This is a genomic window from Devosia sp. Root635 (assembly GCF_001427605.1).
GTDB lineage: Bacteria > Pseudomonadota > Alphaproteobacteria > Rhizobiales > Devosiaceae > Devosia.
On record NZ_LMGZ01000023.1, the window covers coordinates 72,479 to 86,761 of the forward strand.

The window sequence follows — 14,283 nt, forward strand, 5'->3', positions numbered from 1 at the left end:
GCAGTGCGAGGGGAAGCCAGAAAGGCCTAGCCGGGCAATATTGCCGCTTCGTCCAGCACCCCCGCCACGCCTTCCAGCGCCTTGGCGGCGTCACTGAGCTTACTGGCGAACCTGCCTTCCAGCGCCTCGATCTCGCTGGCGACTTCCTGGCCGGCGCGGGTCAGCACCACCACTTCGGTTTCCAGCGCCTTGATCCGGCGCTCGGCCTCGGCCAGCTCGTCCACCACGGCGATGCCGGCCATGACCGTCAGGCGATTGTCGCCGATTTCGCCCACGGCGCCCTTGAGCGCCTCGACATGGGTGTTGAACCGCTCGGCCAGCCCGATCAGGTGCTGCTGCTGGCCCTCTTCGCAGGCCATGCGGTATTTGCGGCCGTTGATCTCGACATTGACTTCGGGCATTGCACTACTCCGCCTTGGCCAGCACTTCGCGGACAGTCTCCATCGCCTCCACGAGGCGACGGGACACATCATGCGCGCTATCGTCGAGCCGCTTGGCGCGCGCCGCCGTCTTGTCGAGTTCGGTGGCGAGGCGCGCCCGCTCATGCACCAGCCGCTGCGTATCCACCTCGATGCGGTTCTGCTGGCGCAGCCGCGTGCCCAGGTTGCGCACGGATTGGTCGAGCCGCGCCATGGCGCGATCGAACCGCGCATTGGCCGCGGTCAATCCGTCTTCAAGTTCCGTGTCACTCATTGTTCCTACGGTCCTCTGCCCACGGCGATTCCAGCCGTCCCAGCGTGCCCCAGCCCTCGCCGCAATGCAACCGTTCAGGCACCGAAGCTGGTGGCGCTGTCATTGACACGATAGGCGAACCTGTTATGCCTCGAACCCGCCTTTGGGAGGAGGCTTTCGGCGCCTCTTCTCCCCAGAATTCCAGCCCTGATGAAAGCGCGAGCCCGATGACGAACACCGCCCAGCAGAATGAACTGGCCAATGCGATCCGCTCCCTGTCCATGGATGCGGTCGAGAAAGCCAATTCCGGCCATCCGGGCCTGCCCATGGGCTGCGCCGATATCGCCACGGTGCTGTTCACCAAGGTCATGAAGTTCGACCCCGCCGACAGCAAATGGGCCGACCGCGACCGCTTCGTGCTGTCGGCCGGTCATGGCTCCATGCTGCTCTATTCGGCGCTCTATCTCCTCGGCTACGAGGATATGACGATCGACCAGATCAAGAACTTCCGCCAGCTCAACTCCAAGACCGCCGGCCACCCCGAATACCATTTCGCCCAGGGCATCGAGACCACCACGGGCCCGCTCGGCCAGGGCATCGGCAATGCCGTGGGCATGGCCGTGGCCGAAGCCAAGCTGGCCGCCGAATTCGGTTCCGACCTCGTCGATCACCACACCTGGTGCCTGGCCGGTGACGGGTGCCTGATGGAAGGCATCTCCCAGGAAGCCATCTCGCTGGCGGGCCATCTCAAGCTCAACAAGCTGACCATCATCTGGGACAACAACTCCATCACCATCGACGGCGCCGTCTCCAACGCCGACTCGACCGACCAGATCGCCCGCTTCAAGGCGGTGCAGTGGAACACCATCGAGATCGACGGCCACGACCAGGCCGCCGTCGAAAAGGCCCTGCTGGCCGCCAAGAAGAGCGACAAGCCGACCCTGATCGCCGCCAAGACCACCATCGGCTTCGGCGCGCCCAAGAAGGCCGGCACCGAAAAGGTGCATGGTTCGCCCCTCGGCGCCGAGGAGCTGGCCGGCGCCAAGAAGGCACTCGGCATCACCTACCCCGCCTTCGAGATTCCCGCCGAAATCCTCTCGGCCTGGCGCGCTGCCGGCATCCGCAGCCAGAATATCCGCGGCGAATGGCAGTCGCGCCTGGCCGCCAGTGCCAGCAAGGCGGAATTCGAGCGCCGCATGAATGGCGACCTGCCCAATGGCTTCCTCGAGGCCATGGACGCCTACAAGCGCAAGCTCAGCGAGGACAAGCCCAAGGTCGCGACCCGCAAGTCGGGGCAGATGGCGCTGGAAGTCATCAATGCCGTGGTGCCCGAGACGCAGGGCGGTTCGGCCGACCTCACCGGCTCGAACCTGACCAACACCAAGGAAACCCTGCCCTTCCAGGCCGACAGCTATGATGGCCGCTACATGATGTACGGCATCCGCGAGCATGTCATGGCCGCCGCCATGAACGGCATCGCCCTGCACGGGGGCCTTATCCCCTATGGCGGCACCTTCATGTGCTTCACCGACTATGCCCGCCCCGCCATCCGCCTGTCGGCACTGATGGGCCAGCGCGTCATCTATGTGATGACCCATGACTCGATCGGCCTCGGCGAAGACGGCCCGACCCACCAGCCGGTGGAACACCTGGCCGCTTTGCGCGCCATCCCGAACCTGCTGGTCTTCCGCCCGGCCGATGCGGTGGAAACCGCCGAATGCTGGCAGCTTGCCCTGGAAAGCACCACCGCTCCCTCGATCCTGGCGCTCAGCCGCCAGAACCTGCCGGCGATTCGCACCGAATACACGATGGAAAACAAATCGGCCAAGGGCGCCTATACCCTGGCCGGTGACCGCGACGCCGATGCGGTGATCTTCGCCACCGGCTCGGAAGTCGCCATCGCGCTCGACGGCATGAAGGCCCTGGCGGAAAAGGGCATTTCGGCCCGCGTCGTTTCCGTTCCCTCGATGGAACTGTTCGCCAGGCAGTCCGACGCCTACCGCGCCGAAGTCATCGGCAAGGCCAGGGCCCGCGTCGCCGTGGAAGCCGGCATCGAGATGAGCTGGAACAAGCTGCTGGGTGACAAGGGTCGCTTTGTCGGCATGCACGGCTTCGGCGCCTCGGGCAAGATCGAGGACCTCTATGAATACTTTGGCATTACGCCTAAGGCCATTGTTGAAGCCGTCACCGCACAGTTGTAAGAGGGCGCTGCCCCTCCCTTTCTAACTCCCTCCCTAGGAGCGTCTAATATGGCAATCCGCGTCGCCATCAATGGTTTTGGCCGTATCGGCCGCAATATCCTGCGCGCCATCATCGAATCGGGCCGTACCGACATCGTGGTCGTGGCCATCAACGATCTCGGCCCCGTCGAGACCAACGCCCACCTGCTGCGGTATGACAGCGTGCATGGCCGTTTCCCCCATGTGGTGACGGTCAACGGCGACACCATCGACGCCGGTCGCGGGCCCATCAAGGTAACGGCGATCCGTGATCCTGCCGAGCTGCCGCACGCCGCGCTCAAGGTCGACATCGCGCTGGAATGCACCGGCATCTTTACCTCCAAGGAAAAGGCCAGCGCCCACCTCAAGGCCGGCGCCAAGAAGGTGGTGATTTCCGCGCCTGGCGACGGCGCCGACAAGACCATCGTCTATGGCATCAACCATGCGAGCCTCACCAGGGACGACGTGGTGATCTCCAACGGCTCCTGCACCACCAATTGCCTGGCGCCGATGGCCCTGATCATGAACGAGCTGGTGGGCATCGAAAAGGGAATGATGACGACCATTCATTCCTATACCGGTGACCAGCCCACGCTCGACACCATGCACAAGGATCTCTATCGCGGCCGCGCCGCAGCCCTGAGCCAGATCCCCACCTCGACCGGCGCCGCCAAGGCCATCGGCCTGGTGCTGCCCGAACTCAAGGGCAAGCTGGACGGTATCTCGGTGCGCGTGCCGACTCCCAACGTGTCGCTGGTCGACCTCAAGTTCCTGGCCGGCCGCGAGGTTACGGCCCAGGAAGTCAACGACGCGCTGATCGCCGCTTCGGACGGCAAGCTCAAGGGCGTGATGACCTATACGCACGATCCCCTGGTTTCGAGCGACCTCAACCACGATCCCCATTCCTGCACGATCCTGCTCGACCAGACCAAGGTCATCGGCGGCAATTTCGTGAACATCATGGGCTGGTACGACAACGAGTGGGGCTTCTCCAACCGCATGGCCGACACCACCGCGGCCCTGGGCAAGACGCTCTAAACAGGCTGGAATTTTGAACTGGAAGGGCGCCCGTGGGGCGCCTTTTTTGTTCTCGAGGCACGCCACGTCCGTTCCGCGTCACCACCCGGCTTGTCCGGGTGGTCCATGGCGCGGCAAGATGGATTGCCCGGACAGGCCGGGCAATGACGGCGAGAGCGAATGCGAGGGGATGGCATGGACAAGATCGATTTTCGCCGCACGCTCGGCCACTACAAGGCAACCAGGACGATCGAGGCGATCCTTGTCCCGGAAATGGCTTTCGTCATGGTGGATGGCGCGGGCAATCCCAACTCCGCCCCGGCCTATCAGAGCGCCATCGAATGGCTCTATTCGATCAGCTATGCGCTGAAATTTGCCGCCAAGGCGCTCGGCCATGACTATGTCGTGCCGCCGCTCGAAGGGCTTTGGTGGGCCGATAACCCGGCCGACTTCACCGCGCGCCGCAAGGACAACTGGCGCTGGACCATGATGATCATGGCGCCCGATATCCTCACCCAGGCCATGTTCGCCGAGGCTGTGGCCAAGGTCGGCGCGAAGCTGGGCAAGCGGCCCGATACATTGCGCCTGGAGCGCTACGCCGAGGGCAGGAGCCTGCAGGTGCTGCATGTCGGCAGCTACGATGATGAGGGCCCTGTCCTGGCGCAGCTGCACGATGTCGAAATGCCCGCCCGCGGCCTGACCTTCAACGGCCATCACCACGAGATTTACCTGAGCGACGCCCGCCGCACCGCCCCGGATAAGCTCCGGACCATCCTGCGTCAGCCGGTGCGCCCGTGAACATCATGGGTTGCGGCCCTTTCCAAAGCTGCCTGCGCCTGCCAGATTTATGCTGGCAGCCATTCGGCCAGCATGGAGAACCGCGCCATGACCCCCGCAAGACTTACGGCAGTTATCCTGTTCTCGGTGCTGGCGACGGCGGACGGCTATGCCGCACCCTTCCAGGACCCGCGCAGCGGCATCCGGGTCGATGTGGGCGACGCCTACGCAATCGCCTCCGAGCCGGTCGCGGGGCAGCCTGACGCAAGCATGATCTTCATCAACCCCCGGGACACCAGGCATCCTTTCGTTCCGGACAGCCAGACGCCGATGTGTGTCTTCACCCAATGGCCCGACGCGGACTTTGCCAGCATGACGCAGGCTGAGATCGATGCCGATGCACCCAACTGGCCCGCCGATATCGTTGCCGACATGGCGGGCACCGCCGCGCTTGAAAGTGCCGCGCCATTCGAACACCAGGGCCTGGCGGGCATGGAGGTGGTCACCCGCCTCACCCAATCGGTCACCAATGAAGACTATCTGGTGTTTTTTGCCCTGGCGACGCCGGCGGGACGCGCTAGCCTCGCATGCGCCGCGACAGACGAGACGCTGGCCGACGCCCTTCCGGTCTATCGCCGGGTGCGCGACGGGATCACCCTGCCGCAATGAGCCTCGATCGGACCATCCGCTGGCGCGGGCTCGATCCGGCCACTCTTGAACACTGCCACGTCATCTCGACGCCGCGCGACACCCGCATCCGCGGTACCATCATCACGCCCGACTATGGCCTGTTTTATCGCATCAAGCTCGATGACACCGAACATGTGCGGACGGTGCGGCTAGAACGCACCGACGGCAAGGTGCTGGAGTTGTTTTCCGATGGTGCCGGAGACTGGTCCGACGATCGGGCCGAGCCGCTGCCGGCCCTGCGCCACTGCCTCGACATCGACATCTGGCCGACGCCGCTGACCAATTCCCTGCCCCTCTGGCGTTGCCAATGGGTCATCGGCCAGCCGCAACGCTTTGCCATGGCCTGGATCGATGGCGACGAGATGACCGTACGCCGCGACGAACAGATCTATACCCGCCTCGACGACACCCATTTCCGCTTTCAGAATGCCGACGGCTTCGATCGCCTGCTCGAAGTCGATGCCGACCTTCTGGTGGTCGACTATCCCGGATTCTTCACCCGCCGGGGCTGAGCCGCCTTGCAGATTTTTGCTGGCTGCGCTTCCCCCTTCCGCGCCGCTCTGCTACGCCACGGCGACCACCTAGACCCAGGAGACTGCGGCCATGAGCGCGACCTTCAAGACCCTCGACGAGCTCGACCTCAAGAACAAGCGCGTGCTGCTGCGGGCCGACCTCAATGTGCCGGTCGCCGATGGCAAGGTCACCGACGCCACCCGCATCGAGCGGCTGGTCCCCACCATCCGCGAAATCGTCAAGCATGACGGCAAGGCCATCCTGCTCAGCCATTTCGGCCGCCCCAAGGGCAAGGTCGACCCGCAATTCTCGCTGGAACAGGTTTGCGAGGCCGTGGCCAACGAAACCGGCCATCCCGTCGGCTTCGTCGCCACCGACTGGACCGATGTGTCCAGCGCGCAGGCCGCCATCGAGTCAGCGCCGCCCGGCTCGGTGCTGGTCCTCGAAAATACCCGCTTCCATCCCGGCGAGGAAGCCAACAATCCCGAGCTCGCCCAGCGCATGGCCAGCCTCGGCGACGTCTATGTCAACGACGCCTTCTCGGCAGCCCATCGCGCCCATGCCTCGACTGAAGCCCTGGCCCATCTGCTGCCCGCTGCGGCGGGTCTGGCCATGCAGGCGGAACTGGAAGCCCTCGAGTCCGGGCTCGGCAAGCCGAAGAAGCCGGTCATCGCCATTGTCGGCGGCGCCAAGGTGTCCTCCAAGATCGACCTCTTGGAAAACCTCGTGACCAAGGTCGACGGCCTCGTCATCGGCGGCGGCATGGCCAATACGTTCCTCCACGCACAGGGCTACAGCGTCGGCAAGTCGCTGGCCGAGAAGGACCTGGCCGAAACCGCCCTGCGCATCATGGACAAGGCCGTCGACAGCGGCTGCGCCATCATCCTGCCCATCGATGCCGTGGTCGCCTGGCATTTCAAGGCCGACACGCCCACCCGGCTCTATGGCGTCGACGCCATCGACAATGACGGCATGATCCTCGATATCGGCCCCTCCTCCATCGAGCGTATCACCGGCGCCATCGACGATGCCCATACCGTGGTCTGGAACGGCCCGATGGGTGCCTTCGAGATGAACCCCTTCGATGCCGGCACCGTGGCCCTTGCCAGGCACGTCGCCAAACGCACCCATGACGGCAAGCTGGTCTCGGTGGCCGGCGGCGGCGACACCGTCGCGGCTTTGGCCCATGCCGGCGTCAAGGACGCCTTCACCTACGTCTCCACCGCCGGCGGCGCCTTCCTCGAATGGATGGAAGGCAAGCCCCTGCCGGGCGTGGAAGCGCTGAAGAAGTAGGCATTGATCCTTGCTCGCCGGAGGACCATATTGTCATTCAATTGCATGACAGGAGGTTCGCATGGCGGCCAACGCCCTGATCCAGACCCGTATCGACGCAGACGTCAAGGATCGTGCTACCGAAGTTCTGAACGCCATGGGCCTCACGGTTTCCGATGCCGTCCGAATTCTGCTGACTCGCGTCGCGAATGAGGGGGCGCTACCCTTTAACTTCACGACCGACCCAGACGAGTATGATCGCTGGTTCAGGGCCAAGGTTCAGGAGGCGCTGGATGACCCGCGCCCCAATATCTCCCACGAGGAAGCTCAACGTCGCTTCGCGCTTCGCCGAGACTTGGCACGCAAGGAGGCAGGCATATCGAAATGAGGCTGGAATGGTCGGAGGCCGCGGACGCCGACCGTTGGGATCTTTTCAGCTTTGTGGAACTGGATAGCCCGCGCACAGCCGCTATGCTGGATAATCGGCTCGTTGCCGGCGCATTGCGACTGACCGAATTTCCCTATTCGGGACGGATTGGCCGCGTGGTCGATACGCGTGAGTTGGTGGTGACAGGCACACCTTATATCGCGATCTACATTACTGCGCCCGATGCTGTTGTCATCCTCCGCGTTCTTCACGCAGCCCAGGCCTGGCCACCTTGATCCATCCCCCTTTCGTCGCATAACCACAGGTCTAATCGCGGCGGCGGAAACGAAAGTCTAATGTCCGGGCAATCCCAATTGCCGAGGCCAGTCCATGACGAAATCGCTCAACGCCATCGCCCAGAAGCTCATGGAGCCAGGCAAGGGCATCCTGGCGGCCGATGAGTCCGAAGGCACGATTGCCAAGCGCTTTGCCAAGATCAACCTGCCCAATTCGCTCGATTTGCGCCGCGACTATCGCGAAATGCTGTTCCGCTCGACCGATGCCATGACCAGCTATGTCTCGGGCGTCATCCTCACCGAGGAAACGCTGGAGCAGCACGCTGCCGACGGCACGGCCTTCCGCGCCATCCTCGCGGATGCCGATGTCATCCCCGGCATCAAGGTCGATCGCGGGGCTTTTCCCATGCCCGGCGACAGCGGCGAAAAGATCACCGAAGGCCTTGATGGCCTGCGCCAGCGGCTGGAACGCTATGCGGCGCTCGGCGCCGGCTTTGCCAAGTGGCGCGCCGTCATCACCATCAACGACGTGGCGCCCACCCGCAACAATATCCGCGCCAATGCCCATGCGCTGGCGCGCTACGCCATTCTCTGCCAGGAAGCCGGCATCGTGCCGGTGGTGGAACCCGAAGTGGTCGGCGACGGCGATCCCGGCAATCACTCGATGGAGCGCTGCGCCGCCGTGACCGGCGACGTGCTGGAAAACACCTTCAAGGAACTGCGCCTGGCCGGCGTCGATCTCGGCGGCATGCTGCTCAAGCCCAATATGGTGCTGCCCGGCATCAATTCGCGCGACCGTCCGACGGTCGAGGAAGTTGCCCGCCGCACCGTCGCCGTGCTGCGCGAGCATGTGCCGGCCGCCGTGCCGGGCATTGCCTTCCTCTCGGGCGGCCAGACCGACGAGGAGGCCACCGCCCACCTTTCGGCCATGAACCAGATTTCCGGCAAGCCGTGGCCCATGACCTTCTCCTATGGCCGCGCCCTGCAGAATGTCGCCCTGCGCACCTGGGCCGGCCGCCGCGAGAACTTCCCGCAGGCCCAGGCCGCCTTCACCCATCGCGCCCATATGAATTCGCTGGCTGCCCTTGGCACCTGGAGCGGCGAACTCGACCGGGCTGCCTAGTCGTTACCTGACGTCCCAACGTCACGCCTGATGCGCGTCCTCCTCCCAGGGGACGCGCATTTTCTTTGCGCCGGGCGGGGCCTTCGCCTATTGGAAAGACGTCCTCTTTGTCGCCAAAATGAGCCGACAAGAGAAGGTCTTGCGTCGAGTAACCGGAAGCCATGGCCCCCCAGCTCTATCTGATCACCCCCGCCAATGCCGATCCGGCGCGCTTTCCTGCAGCGCTCATGGCCGTGCTCAATGCCGCCGAGTTCTCGGCGCTGCTGGTCGCACGCGGCACGATGGCCGAAACCGCCTATGCAGAACTGGCCGCGACAGTGGTCAATATCGGCCAGGGCGCCGGCTGTGCCGTGCTGCTTGAGGATGATATCGCGCTGGCCCGGCGCCTCGGCGCCGACGGCGTGCATGTCACCGGCGGACCGGCCGCGCTCAAGGCAGCCATCGCCGCGCTCAAGCCGGCCATGATCGTGGGCGCCGGCAATGTCCCTTCCCGCCACGACGCCATGACGGCCGGCGAGATGGATATCGATTATGTCTTGTTCGGTCCCATCGATGGCCAACCGGATTCCGGGGCCATCGACCTCGCCGAATGGTGGGCCCAGACGTTTGAAGTGCCGGCCGTGCTGAGCCTGCCTGATGCCACGCCGGACAGCGCCGATGCGCGCGGCGCCGAATTCCTGGCACTGTCGCAAAGCCTGTGGTCGGCGGCCTCGCCGGGCCAGGCGATGCAGGCCATTGCCGCTGCGCTTGAGGCATCGGCATGATCGCCCGCGCGCTGTTCGTCGCCTTGCTGGCGCTGGCGCCGCTCGGCGTCTTCGCGCAGGATGCGGCGCCGGCTGGCCCAGCCGATGCCATTTCCGACCAGATTTTCGGGCCGCGCGTGCCGACCGATTTCGCTTTCGGCGCCTTCCAGCGCGGCTATTTCCTCACCGCGCTCGAACTGGCTTTGCCCCGCGCCGAGCAGGGCGACGCCGCCGCCCAGACCCTGATCGCCGAACTCTATGCCAAGGGGCTGGGCGTGGCCCAGAACGACCAGCGCGCCGCCGGCTGGTATCAGCTTGCCGCCGATGGCGGCGACCGGCTCGCCACCTTTGCACTGGCGCTGGCCTATGAGGACGGCATCGGCGTGCCCAAGAACCGCGCCCGCGCCGCCGACCTGTTCGGCAAGGCCGCCGAAGCCGGCTATGTGCCGGCCAAATACAATATGGCGCTGCTGCATGTCGAAGGCGTCTATGCCTCGCCCAGCCTCATCACCGCGGCCACCCTGATGAAGGAAGCGGCCGATGCCGAGCTGCCCGAGGCGCAATACGATTATGGCTCGATGCTGATCGAAGGAGCCGGCGTGGCTCCCGATCCCGCTGAAGGCGCCCGCTATATCGGGTTGGCTGCCGGGCAGAACCTGGTTCCCGCCCAGATCGACTACGCCACCCTGCTCTATCTCGGCCAGGGCGTGGACAAGGATGTCGCATTGGCCGCCACCTGGTATGGCCGCGCCGCCGAAGCCGGCAATGCCGTGGCGCAGAACCGCTATGCGAAGCTCCTCGCCGTGGGGGAAGGCGTGACGCTCAACCTCGAGGACGCCGCCATGTGGCGGGCGCTGGCGCGCCGGCAGGGCCTCAGCGACCCCTCGCTGGACCGTCTGCTCGTCTCCATTCCCGAGGACGAACTGGCCAGCGCCGAGGAGCGGGCCCGCTTCTGGCCTTCGACCCCGCCGCGGATCGAAACCGTGCTGGAAATCCCCACAGTCAGCGTGACGCCGGAGGGCGAAGCCCTGCCCGCCCCCACCGATGCGGACGAAGCGCCCACTGCGGCCCCGTCGACCGGGGCACCGGCAGAGCCGCAAGACCCTTGAACCCAAGGACGTTCTGAGGCAATAAGCCCGCCACGCCCATAAAGCCCCATCAACGTCAGGCCAGCCGCATCCGGCGCGCGTGGTCCAAGCAGACAATCCACGCCCGAAAGCAGCGCAATGGCCAAGATCAACGGCAACGAAATCCGTCCCGGCAATGTCGTCAACCACCAGGACCGCCTGTGGGTCGCGGTCAAGGTCGACCACGTCAAGCCCGGCAAGGGCGGCGCCTATGCCCAGGTCGAACTCAAGGCCATCCTCGGCGGCACCAAGCTCAACGAGCGCTTCCGCTCGGCTGAGACGGTGGAAACCGTCGAACTCGAATTCCGCGATTTCACCTATCTCTACGAACAGGGCGACAACCTGGTCTTCATGGACCAGAATAGCTACGAGCAGGTCGAACTGGCCAAGGATTTCGTAGGTGAGCGCGCGGCATTCCTGCAGGACGGCATGAAGATCACCCTCGAAATGCACGAGGAAACGCCCTTGGGCGTCAAATTCCCGGCCAACGTGGTGCTCGAAGTGACCGAGGTCGATCCGGTGCAGAAGGGCCAGAGCGTATCGAGCCAGTTCAAGCCGGCGATCCTCTCCAACGGCCTCAAGGTCATGGTGCCGCCCTTCATTGCCGTCGGCGAACGCATCGTGGTCGATACGGCGGAAGCCACCTATATGCGCCGGGCGGACTGAACCATGGCACGCTCAGCAATCCTCAACGTCATGGTCAACGCCGCCATCAAGGCCGGCAAGTCTCTGACCAAGGACTTTTCCGAAGTCGAAAACCTGCAGGTTTCCCGCAAGGGTCCTGCCGATTTCGTCTCCAAGGCCGACCTGCGCGCCGAGCAGATCGTCTATGACGAATTGCTCAAGGCCCGCCCCACCTATGCCTTCCTGATGGAAGAGGGCGGCGAAGTGGCCGGCACCGACGGCCAGCATCGCTGGCTGGTCGATCCGCTCGACGGCACCACCAATTTCCTGCATTCCATCCCGCTCTTCGCCTGCGCCATTGCGCTGGAACGCGCCAACGAGATCGTCGCCTCGGTGATCTACAATCCGGTGCTCGACGAACTCTACACCGCCGAAAAGGGCGGCGGCGCCTGGCTCAACGATCGCAAGCGCCTGCGCGTGGCCAGCCGCAAGTCGCTGGCCGACGCCGTGGTCTGCACCGGCATCAAGACGCAGGGCACCGCCAATGACGCGCTGCAACTGCGCCAGCTCGCCCATATCAACCCGGCCGTTGCCGGCATCCGCCGTTCGGGCTCCATCTCCATGGATATGGCCTGGCTCGCCTCGGGCCGCTACGACGCCATCTGGGAAGCCGGCCTCGCCCCCTGGGACGTGGCGCCGGGCCTGCTGATGGTCAAGGAAGCCGGCGGCTTTGTCTCCGACTATGCCGGCAGTCCCGGCTCGGTGTGGAACGGCCAGGTTGTGGCGGGGAACGAAAGCCTGCAGGCCGCCCTCCTGAAGCAGCTCAAGGGCATTCAGTAGCACTCTCGGGACTCGAACGGGCTATCGTTCTTGACAAGAACCCAGAATTATACGCATAATACGGATGTTACGGAATTTCCTTGACTTTGGAAAAACATCATGGTAAGCGTAAAATCTACGGAGATTCAAAAAACCTTCGGCAAGTGGCTGGACAAAACGCACGAGGGGCCCGTTGAGGTCACTAAATACGACCGCCCGGCGGCCTACCTCATATCCGCTCTGCAATACGAAGAACTCATCTCGAATTATCGTAAGGTCATTACGGCCGGACAACTCACAGACCGAGAAGTTTCCTTGCTTAAGTCTGCGAGAGTCACGACCGATCGTCCATTCAATCTGGACGATCTGCCCGATGAGGACGTTCCTTCAGATGAGCGTCATCAAATGAGAGCTTAGCACTTGAAAATACCCAGCGTCCCTCCTGTCGGCCACGTCATCGCCTATGAATATCTATGGGCATCGCAAAGCTCCAACAGAGAGGACGGTGGGAAAACCTATCCATGTGCCGTCGTCATGGCAGTGGACGAGGAAGGGCCTCACCCTCTCGCATACGTGCTTGGCATTTCGCACAGCCCTCCTCAAAAAGGACGGCGCGCCATCGAGATGCCCGCAAAGCTCAAGAAGCATCTCGGGCTCGACCAGGAGCCCTCCTGGATTTACACCAGCGAGCTAAACGTGTTTGCCTGGCCTGGTCCCGACCTTCGTCCCGGCCATTATCTGTCGACCCATCCGGCAGCCGTGGATGATTGCGTGATTGGTCAACTGCCATCCGACTGGTTTGAAATGGTCAAGGCACACGTCCTGGAAAGCCAGCGTCTCGAACAACTCGAACTCACCAAGCGAACGGCCTGAACGAAGGCCGGACAGATCGCGCGCCCGCGGCATGAGGTCGACACATTGGTCGCCCCCCCCGATCACGCCTCCATCATCCATTAACCTTTCTCATTGCCCCACCCGCCCGCGCTGACTAGTCTGGCGCCTTGTGATTTGCGCGTGAGGGGCAAGGTTAAGGCAGATGACGCAAGGCTATGATCCCTACCACCTGGCCAGCCCGACCGTTTACCTCGTCAAGATCGTGATTTTCCTGGTGCTGGTGGCGCTGGTCGCGGCCATCCTGTTCACCAATATCGTCACCTTCTTCTGGGCCAACCCCTTCATCAATTCGCTGATCTTCTTCTCGCTGTTCATCGGCATCTTCCTCAGCTTCCGCCAGGTGATCCGCCTGTTCCCCGAGGTGAAGTGGGTCAATTCCCTGCAGGACGGCACCACCACCAATGTTCGCCCGCCCATCCTGCTGGCGCCCGTGGCCGGCATTCTGCGCGAGCGGATCGGCGAGGCGGTCATCACCCCCTCCTCCATGCGCTCCATTCTCGATTCCGTCGGCAACCGGCTCGACGAAGCCAAGGATACTTCGCGCTACCTCACGGGCCTCTTGGTCTTCCTCGGCCTCATGGGCACCTTTTACGGCCTGCTGGAAACCGTCGGCTCGGTGGCCGGCGTCATCAACGCGCTGGACGTGACCTCGGCCGACAGCGCCGCCCTGTTCGGCAACCTCAAGGAAGGTCTCGCCGCGCCTTTGGGCGGCATGGGCACCGCCTTTTCGTCCAGCCTGTTCGGCCTTGCCGGCTCGCTGGTGCTGGGCTTTCTCGATCTCCAGACCAGCCAGGCGCAGAACGCTTTCTATACCGATCTCGAGGACTGGATGACCTCGATGACCGAGCTCGACCATCCGGTCAGCGCCATGCAGGCCAATGCCGGCGGCCCGGAAATGCAGGCCATGTTCGACAAGCTCGGCGACAGCATGCAGAGCCGGGATTCCAGCCAGAACGCCATCCGCGCCATGGCCGAGCTGGCGCGCGGTATTGACGGGCTGGTCAAGCATATCCGTACCGAGCAGGACGATCTGCGCAAGCACATCACCGAGCAGGGCGAAACCAACCAGAAGCTGCGCGAATTGATCGAGGCGGTGCTGTCGCAAGGCGACAACGAGCGGCGGAACTAGG

Annotated in this window: 18 protein-coding genes; 16 read left to right on the plus strand and 2 right to left on the minus strand. The window is 63.9% G+C overall.

The window, feature by feature from the left end:
- Positions 1-26 precede the first annotated feature (26 nt).
- Together ASD80_RS19230 and ASD80_RS17135 are read right to left on the minus strand one after the other, a co-directional pair.
- Positions 27-401, minus strand: a complete 375-nt coding sequence (locus ASD80_RS19230) for a cell division protein ZapA (protein ID WP_056235623.1) — start codon at positions 399-401, stop codon at positions 27-29.
- 4 nt (positions 402-405) lie between these two features.
- Entirely contained in the window at positions 406-693 is a 288-nt protein-coding gene (locus tag ASD80_RS17135) for a DUF4164 family protein (protein WP_056235625.1), read from the minus strand.
- A 206-nt stretch (positions 694-899) separates the two neighbouring features.
- Between ASD80_RS17135 and tkt the strand changes: the two genes are divergently transcribed.
- The 16 genes from tkt (at position 900) to ASD80_RS17215 (ending at position 14,282) form a co-directional block, all read left to right on the plus strand.
- Positions 900-2,873 (plus strand): transketolase, encoded by a 1,974-nt coding sequence (tkt, locus tag ASD80_RS17140; RefSeq protein WP_056235628.1) that lies wholly within the window; start codon positions 900-902, stop codon positions 2,871-2,873.
- Between the two features lie 48 nt (positions 2,874-2,921).
- Positions 2,922-3,929, plus strand: coding sequence for a type I glyceraldehyde-3-phosphate dehydrogenase (gap, locus tag ASD80_RS17145; RefSeq protein WP_056235631.1), 1,008 nt, complete (start codon positions 2,922-2,924; stop codon positions 3,927-3,929).
- Between the two features lie 174 nt (positions 3,930-4,103).
- A complete protein-coding gene (locus ASD80_RS17150) occupies positions 4,104-4,706 on the plus strand; it encodes a GyrI-like domain-containing protein (protein ID WP_056235633.1) in 603 nt (200 codons plus the stop codon).
- An 87-nt stretch (positions 4,707-4,793) separates the two neighbouring features.
- Positions 4,794-5,354 carry a hypothetical protein gene (locus tag ASD80_RS17155; RefSeq protein WP_156460525.1) on the plus strand — a complete coding sequence of 187 codons (561 nt, stop codon included), beginning with the start codon at positions 4,794-4,796 and terminating at the stop codon, positions 5,352-5,354.
- Positions 5,351-5,887, plus strand: coding sequence for a putative glycolipid-binding domain-containing protein (locus ASD80_RS17160; protein ID WP_056235639.1), 537 nt, complete (start codon positions 5,351-5,353; stop codon positions 5,885-5,887). Before ASD80_RS17155 ends, ASD80_RS17160 begins: the two co-directional genes overlap by 4 nt.
- 91 nt (positions 5,888-5,978) lie before the next feature.
- Positions 5,979-7,181 carry a phosphoglycerate kinase gene (locus ASD80_RS17165; RefSeq protein WP_056235644.1) on the plus strand — a complete coding sequence of 401 codons (1,203 nt, stop codon included), beginning with the start codon at positions 5,979-5,981 and terminating at the stop codon, positions 7,179-7,181.
- Positions 7,182-7,242: 61 nt separating this feature from the next.
- Positions 7,243-7,548: a type II toxin-antitoxin system RelB/DinJ family antitoxin gene (locus ASD80_RS17170; RefSeq protein ID WP_056235647.1), complete on the plus strand. Its 306-nt coding sequence runs from the start codon at positions 7,243-7,245 to the stop codon at positions 7,546-7,548.
- A complete protein-coding gene (locus tag ASD80_RS17175) occupies positions 7,545-7,823 on the plus strand; it encodes a type II toxin-antitoxin system RelE/ParE family toxin (protein ID WP_056235650.1) in 279 nt (92 codons plus the stop codon). The genes ASD80_RS17170 and ASD80_RS17175 overlap by 4 nt, the downstream gene beginning before the upstream one ends.
- Before the next feature lie 94 nt (positions 7,824-7,917).
- Positions 7,918-8,946 carry a class I fructose-bisphosphate aldolase gene (locus ASD80_RS17180; protein WP_056235655.1) on the plus strand — a complete coding sequence of 343 codons (1,029 nt, stop codon included), beginning with the start codon at positions 7,918-7,920 and terminating at the stop codon, positions 8,944-8,946.
- A gap of 161 nt (positions 8,947-9,107) precedes the next feature.
- The gene (locus ASD80_RS17185) at positions 9,108-9,710 is read left to right on the plus strand and encodes a thiamine phosphate synthase (RefSeq protein ID WP_056235661.1); all 603 of its coding nucleotides are present in this window, start codon (positions 9,108-9,110) and stop codon (positions 9,708-9,710) included.
- Positions 9,707-10,798, plus strand: a complete 1,092-nt coding sequence (locus ASD80_RS17190; RefSeq protein WP_056235665.1) for a tetratricopeptide repeat protein — start codon at positions 9,707-9,709, stop codon at positions 10,796-10,798. Before ASD80_RS17185 ends, ASD80_RS17190 begins: the two co-directional genes overlap by 4 nt.
- Before the next feature lie 117 nt (positions 10,799-10,915).
- A complete protein-coding gene (gene efp, locus ASD80_RS17195) occupies positions 10,916-11,482 on the plus strand; it encodes an elongation factor P (protein WP_056235668.1) in 567 nt (188 codons plus the stop codon).
- A 3-nt stretch (positions 11,483-11,485) separates the two neighbouring features.
- Positions 11,486-12,280, plus strand: coding sequence for an inositol monophosphatase family protein (locus tag ASD80_RS17200; RefSeq protein ID WP_056235671.1), 795 nt, complete (start codon positions 11,486-11,488; stop codon positions 12,278-12,280).
- 99 nt (positions 12,281-12,379) lie between these two features.
- Entirely contained in the window at positions 12,380-12,676 is a 297-nt protein-coding gene (locus ASD80_RS17205; protein ID WP_056235673.1) for a type II toxin-antitoxin system prevent-host-death family antitoxin, read from the plus strand.
- Positions 12,677-12,679: 3 nt separating this feature from the next.
- Entirely contained in the window at positions 12,680-13,132 is a 453-nt protein-coding gene (locus ASD80_RS18875) for a plasmid maintenance toxin (PemK-like) (RefSeq protein WP_156460526.1), read from the plus strand.
- A gap of 163 nt (positions 13,133-13,295) precedes the next feature.
- Positions 13,296-14,282: a hypothetical protein gene (locus ASD80_RS17215; RefSeq protein WP_056235679.1), complete on the plus strand. Its 987-nt coding sequence runs from the start codon at positions 13,296-13,298 to the stop codon at positions 14,280-14,282.
- Position 14,283: the final 1 nt, after the last annotated feature.

Excerpts from the sequence above, each read along its gene's own strand:
- ASD80_RS19230 (WP_056235623.1), bottom strand. The coding sequence starts at position 401 with ATGCCCGAAGTCAATGTCGAGATCAACGGCCGCAAATACCGCATGGCC.
- ASD80_RS17135 (WP_056235625.1), bottom strand. The coding sequence starts at position 693 with ATGAGTGACACGGAACTTGAAGACGGATTGACCGCGGCCAATGCGCGG.
- tkt (WP_056235628.1), top strand. The coding sequence starts at position 900 with ATGACGAACACCGCCCAGCAGAATGAACTGGCCAATGCGATCCGCTCC.
- gap (WP_056235631.1), top strand. The coding sequence starts at position 2,922 with ATGGCAATCCGCGTCGCCATCAATGGTTTTGGCCGTATCGGCCGCAAT.
- ASD80_RS17150 (WP_056235633.1), top strand. The coding sequence starts at position 4,104 with ATGGACAAGATCGATTTTCGCCGCACGCTCGGCCACTACAAGGCAACC.
- ASD80_RS17155 (WP_156460525.1), top strand. The coding sequence starts at position 4,794 with ATGACCCCCGCAAGACTTACGGCAGTTATCCTGTTCTCGGTGCTGGCG.
- ASD80_RS17160 (WP_056235639.1), top strand. The coding sequence starts at position 5,351 with ATGAGCCTCGATCGGACCATCCGCTGGCGCGGGCTCGATCCGGCCACT.
- ASD80_RS17165 (WP_056235644.1), top strand. The coding sequence starts at position 5,979 with ATGAGCGCGACCTTCAAGACCCTCGACGAGCTCGACCTCAAGAACAAG.
- ASD80_RS17170 (WP_056235647.1), top strand. The coding sequence starts at position 7,243 with ATGGCGGCCAACGCCCTGATCCAGACCCGTATCGACGCAGACGTCAAG.
- ASD80_RS17175 (WP_056235650.1), top strand. The coding sequence starts at position 7,545 with ATGAGGCTGGAATGGTCGGAGGCCGCGGACGCCGACCGTTGGGATCTT.
- ASD80_RS17180 (WP_056235655.1), top strand. The coding sequence starts at position 7,918 with ATGACGAAATCGCTCAACGCCATCGCCCAGAAGCTCATGGAGCCAGGC.
- ASD80_RS17185 (WP_056235661.1), top strand. The coding sequence starts at position 9,108 with ATGGCCCCCCAGCTCTATCTGATCACCCCCGCCAATGCCGATCCGGCG.
- ASD80_RS17190 (WP_056235665.1), top strand. The coding sequence starts at position 9,707 with ATGATCGCCCGCGCGCTGTTCGTCGCCTTGCTGGCGCTGGCGCCGCTC.
- efp (WP_056235668.1), top strand. The coding sequence starts at position 10,916 with ATGGCCAAGATCAACGGCAACGAAATCCGTCCCGGCAATGTCGTCAAC.
- ASD80_RS17200 (WP_056235671.1), top strand. The coding sequence starts at position 11,486 with ATGGCACGCTCAGCAATCCTCAACGTCATGGTCAACGCCGCCATCAAG.
- ASD80_RS17205 (WP_056235673.1), top strand. The coding sequence starts at position 12,380 with ATGGTAAGCGTAAAATCTACGGAGATTCAAAAAACCTTCGGCAAGTGG.
- ASD80_RS17215 (WP_056235679.1), top strand. The coding sequence starts at position 13,296 with ATGACGCAAGGCTATGATCCCTACCACCTGGCCAGCCCGACCGTTTAC.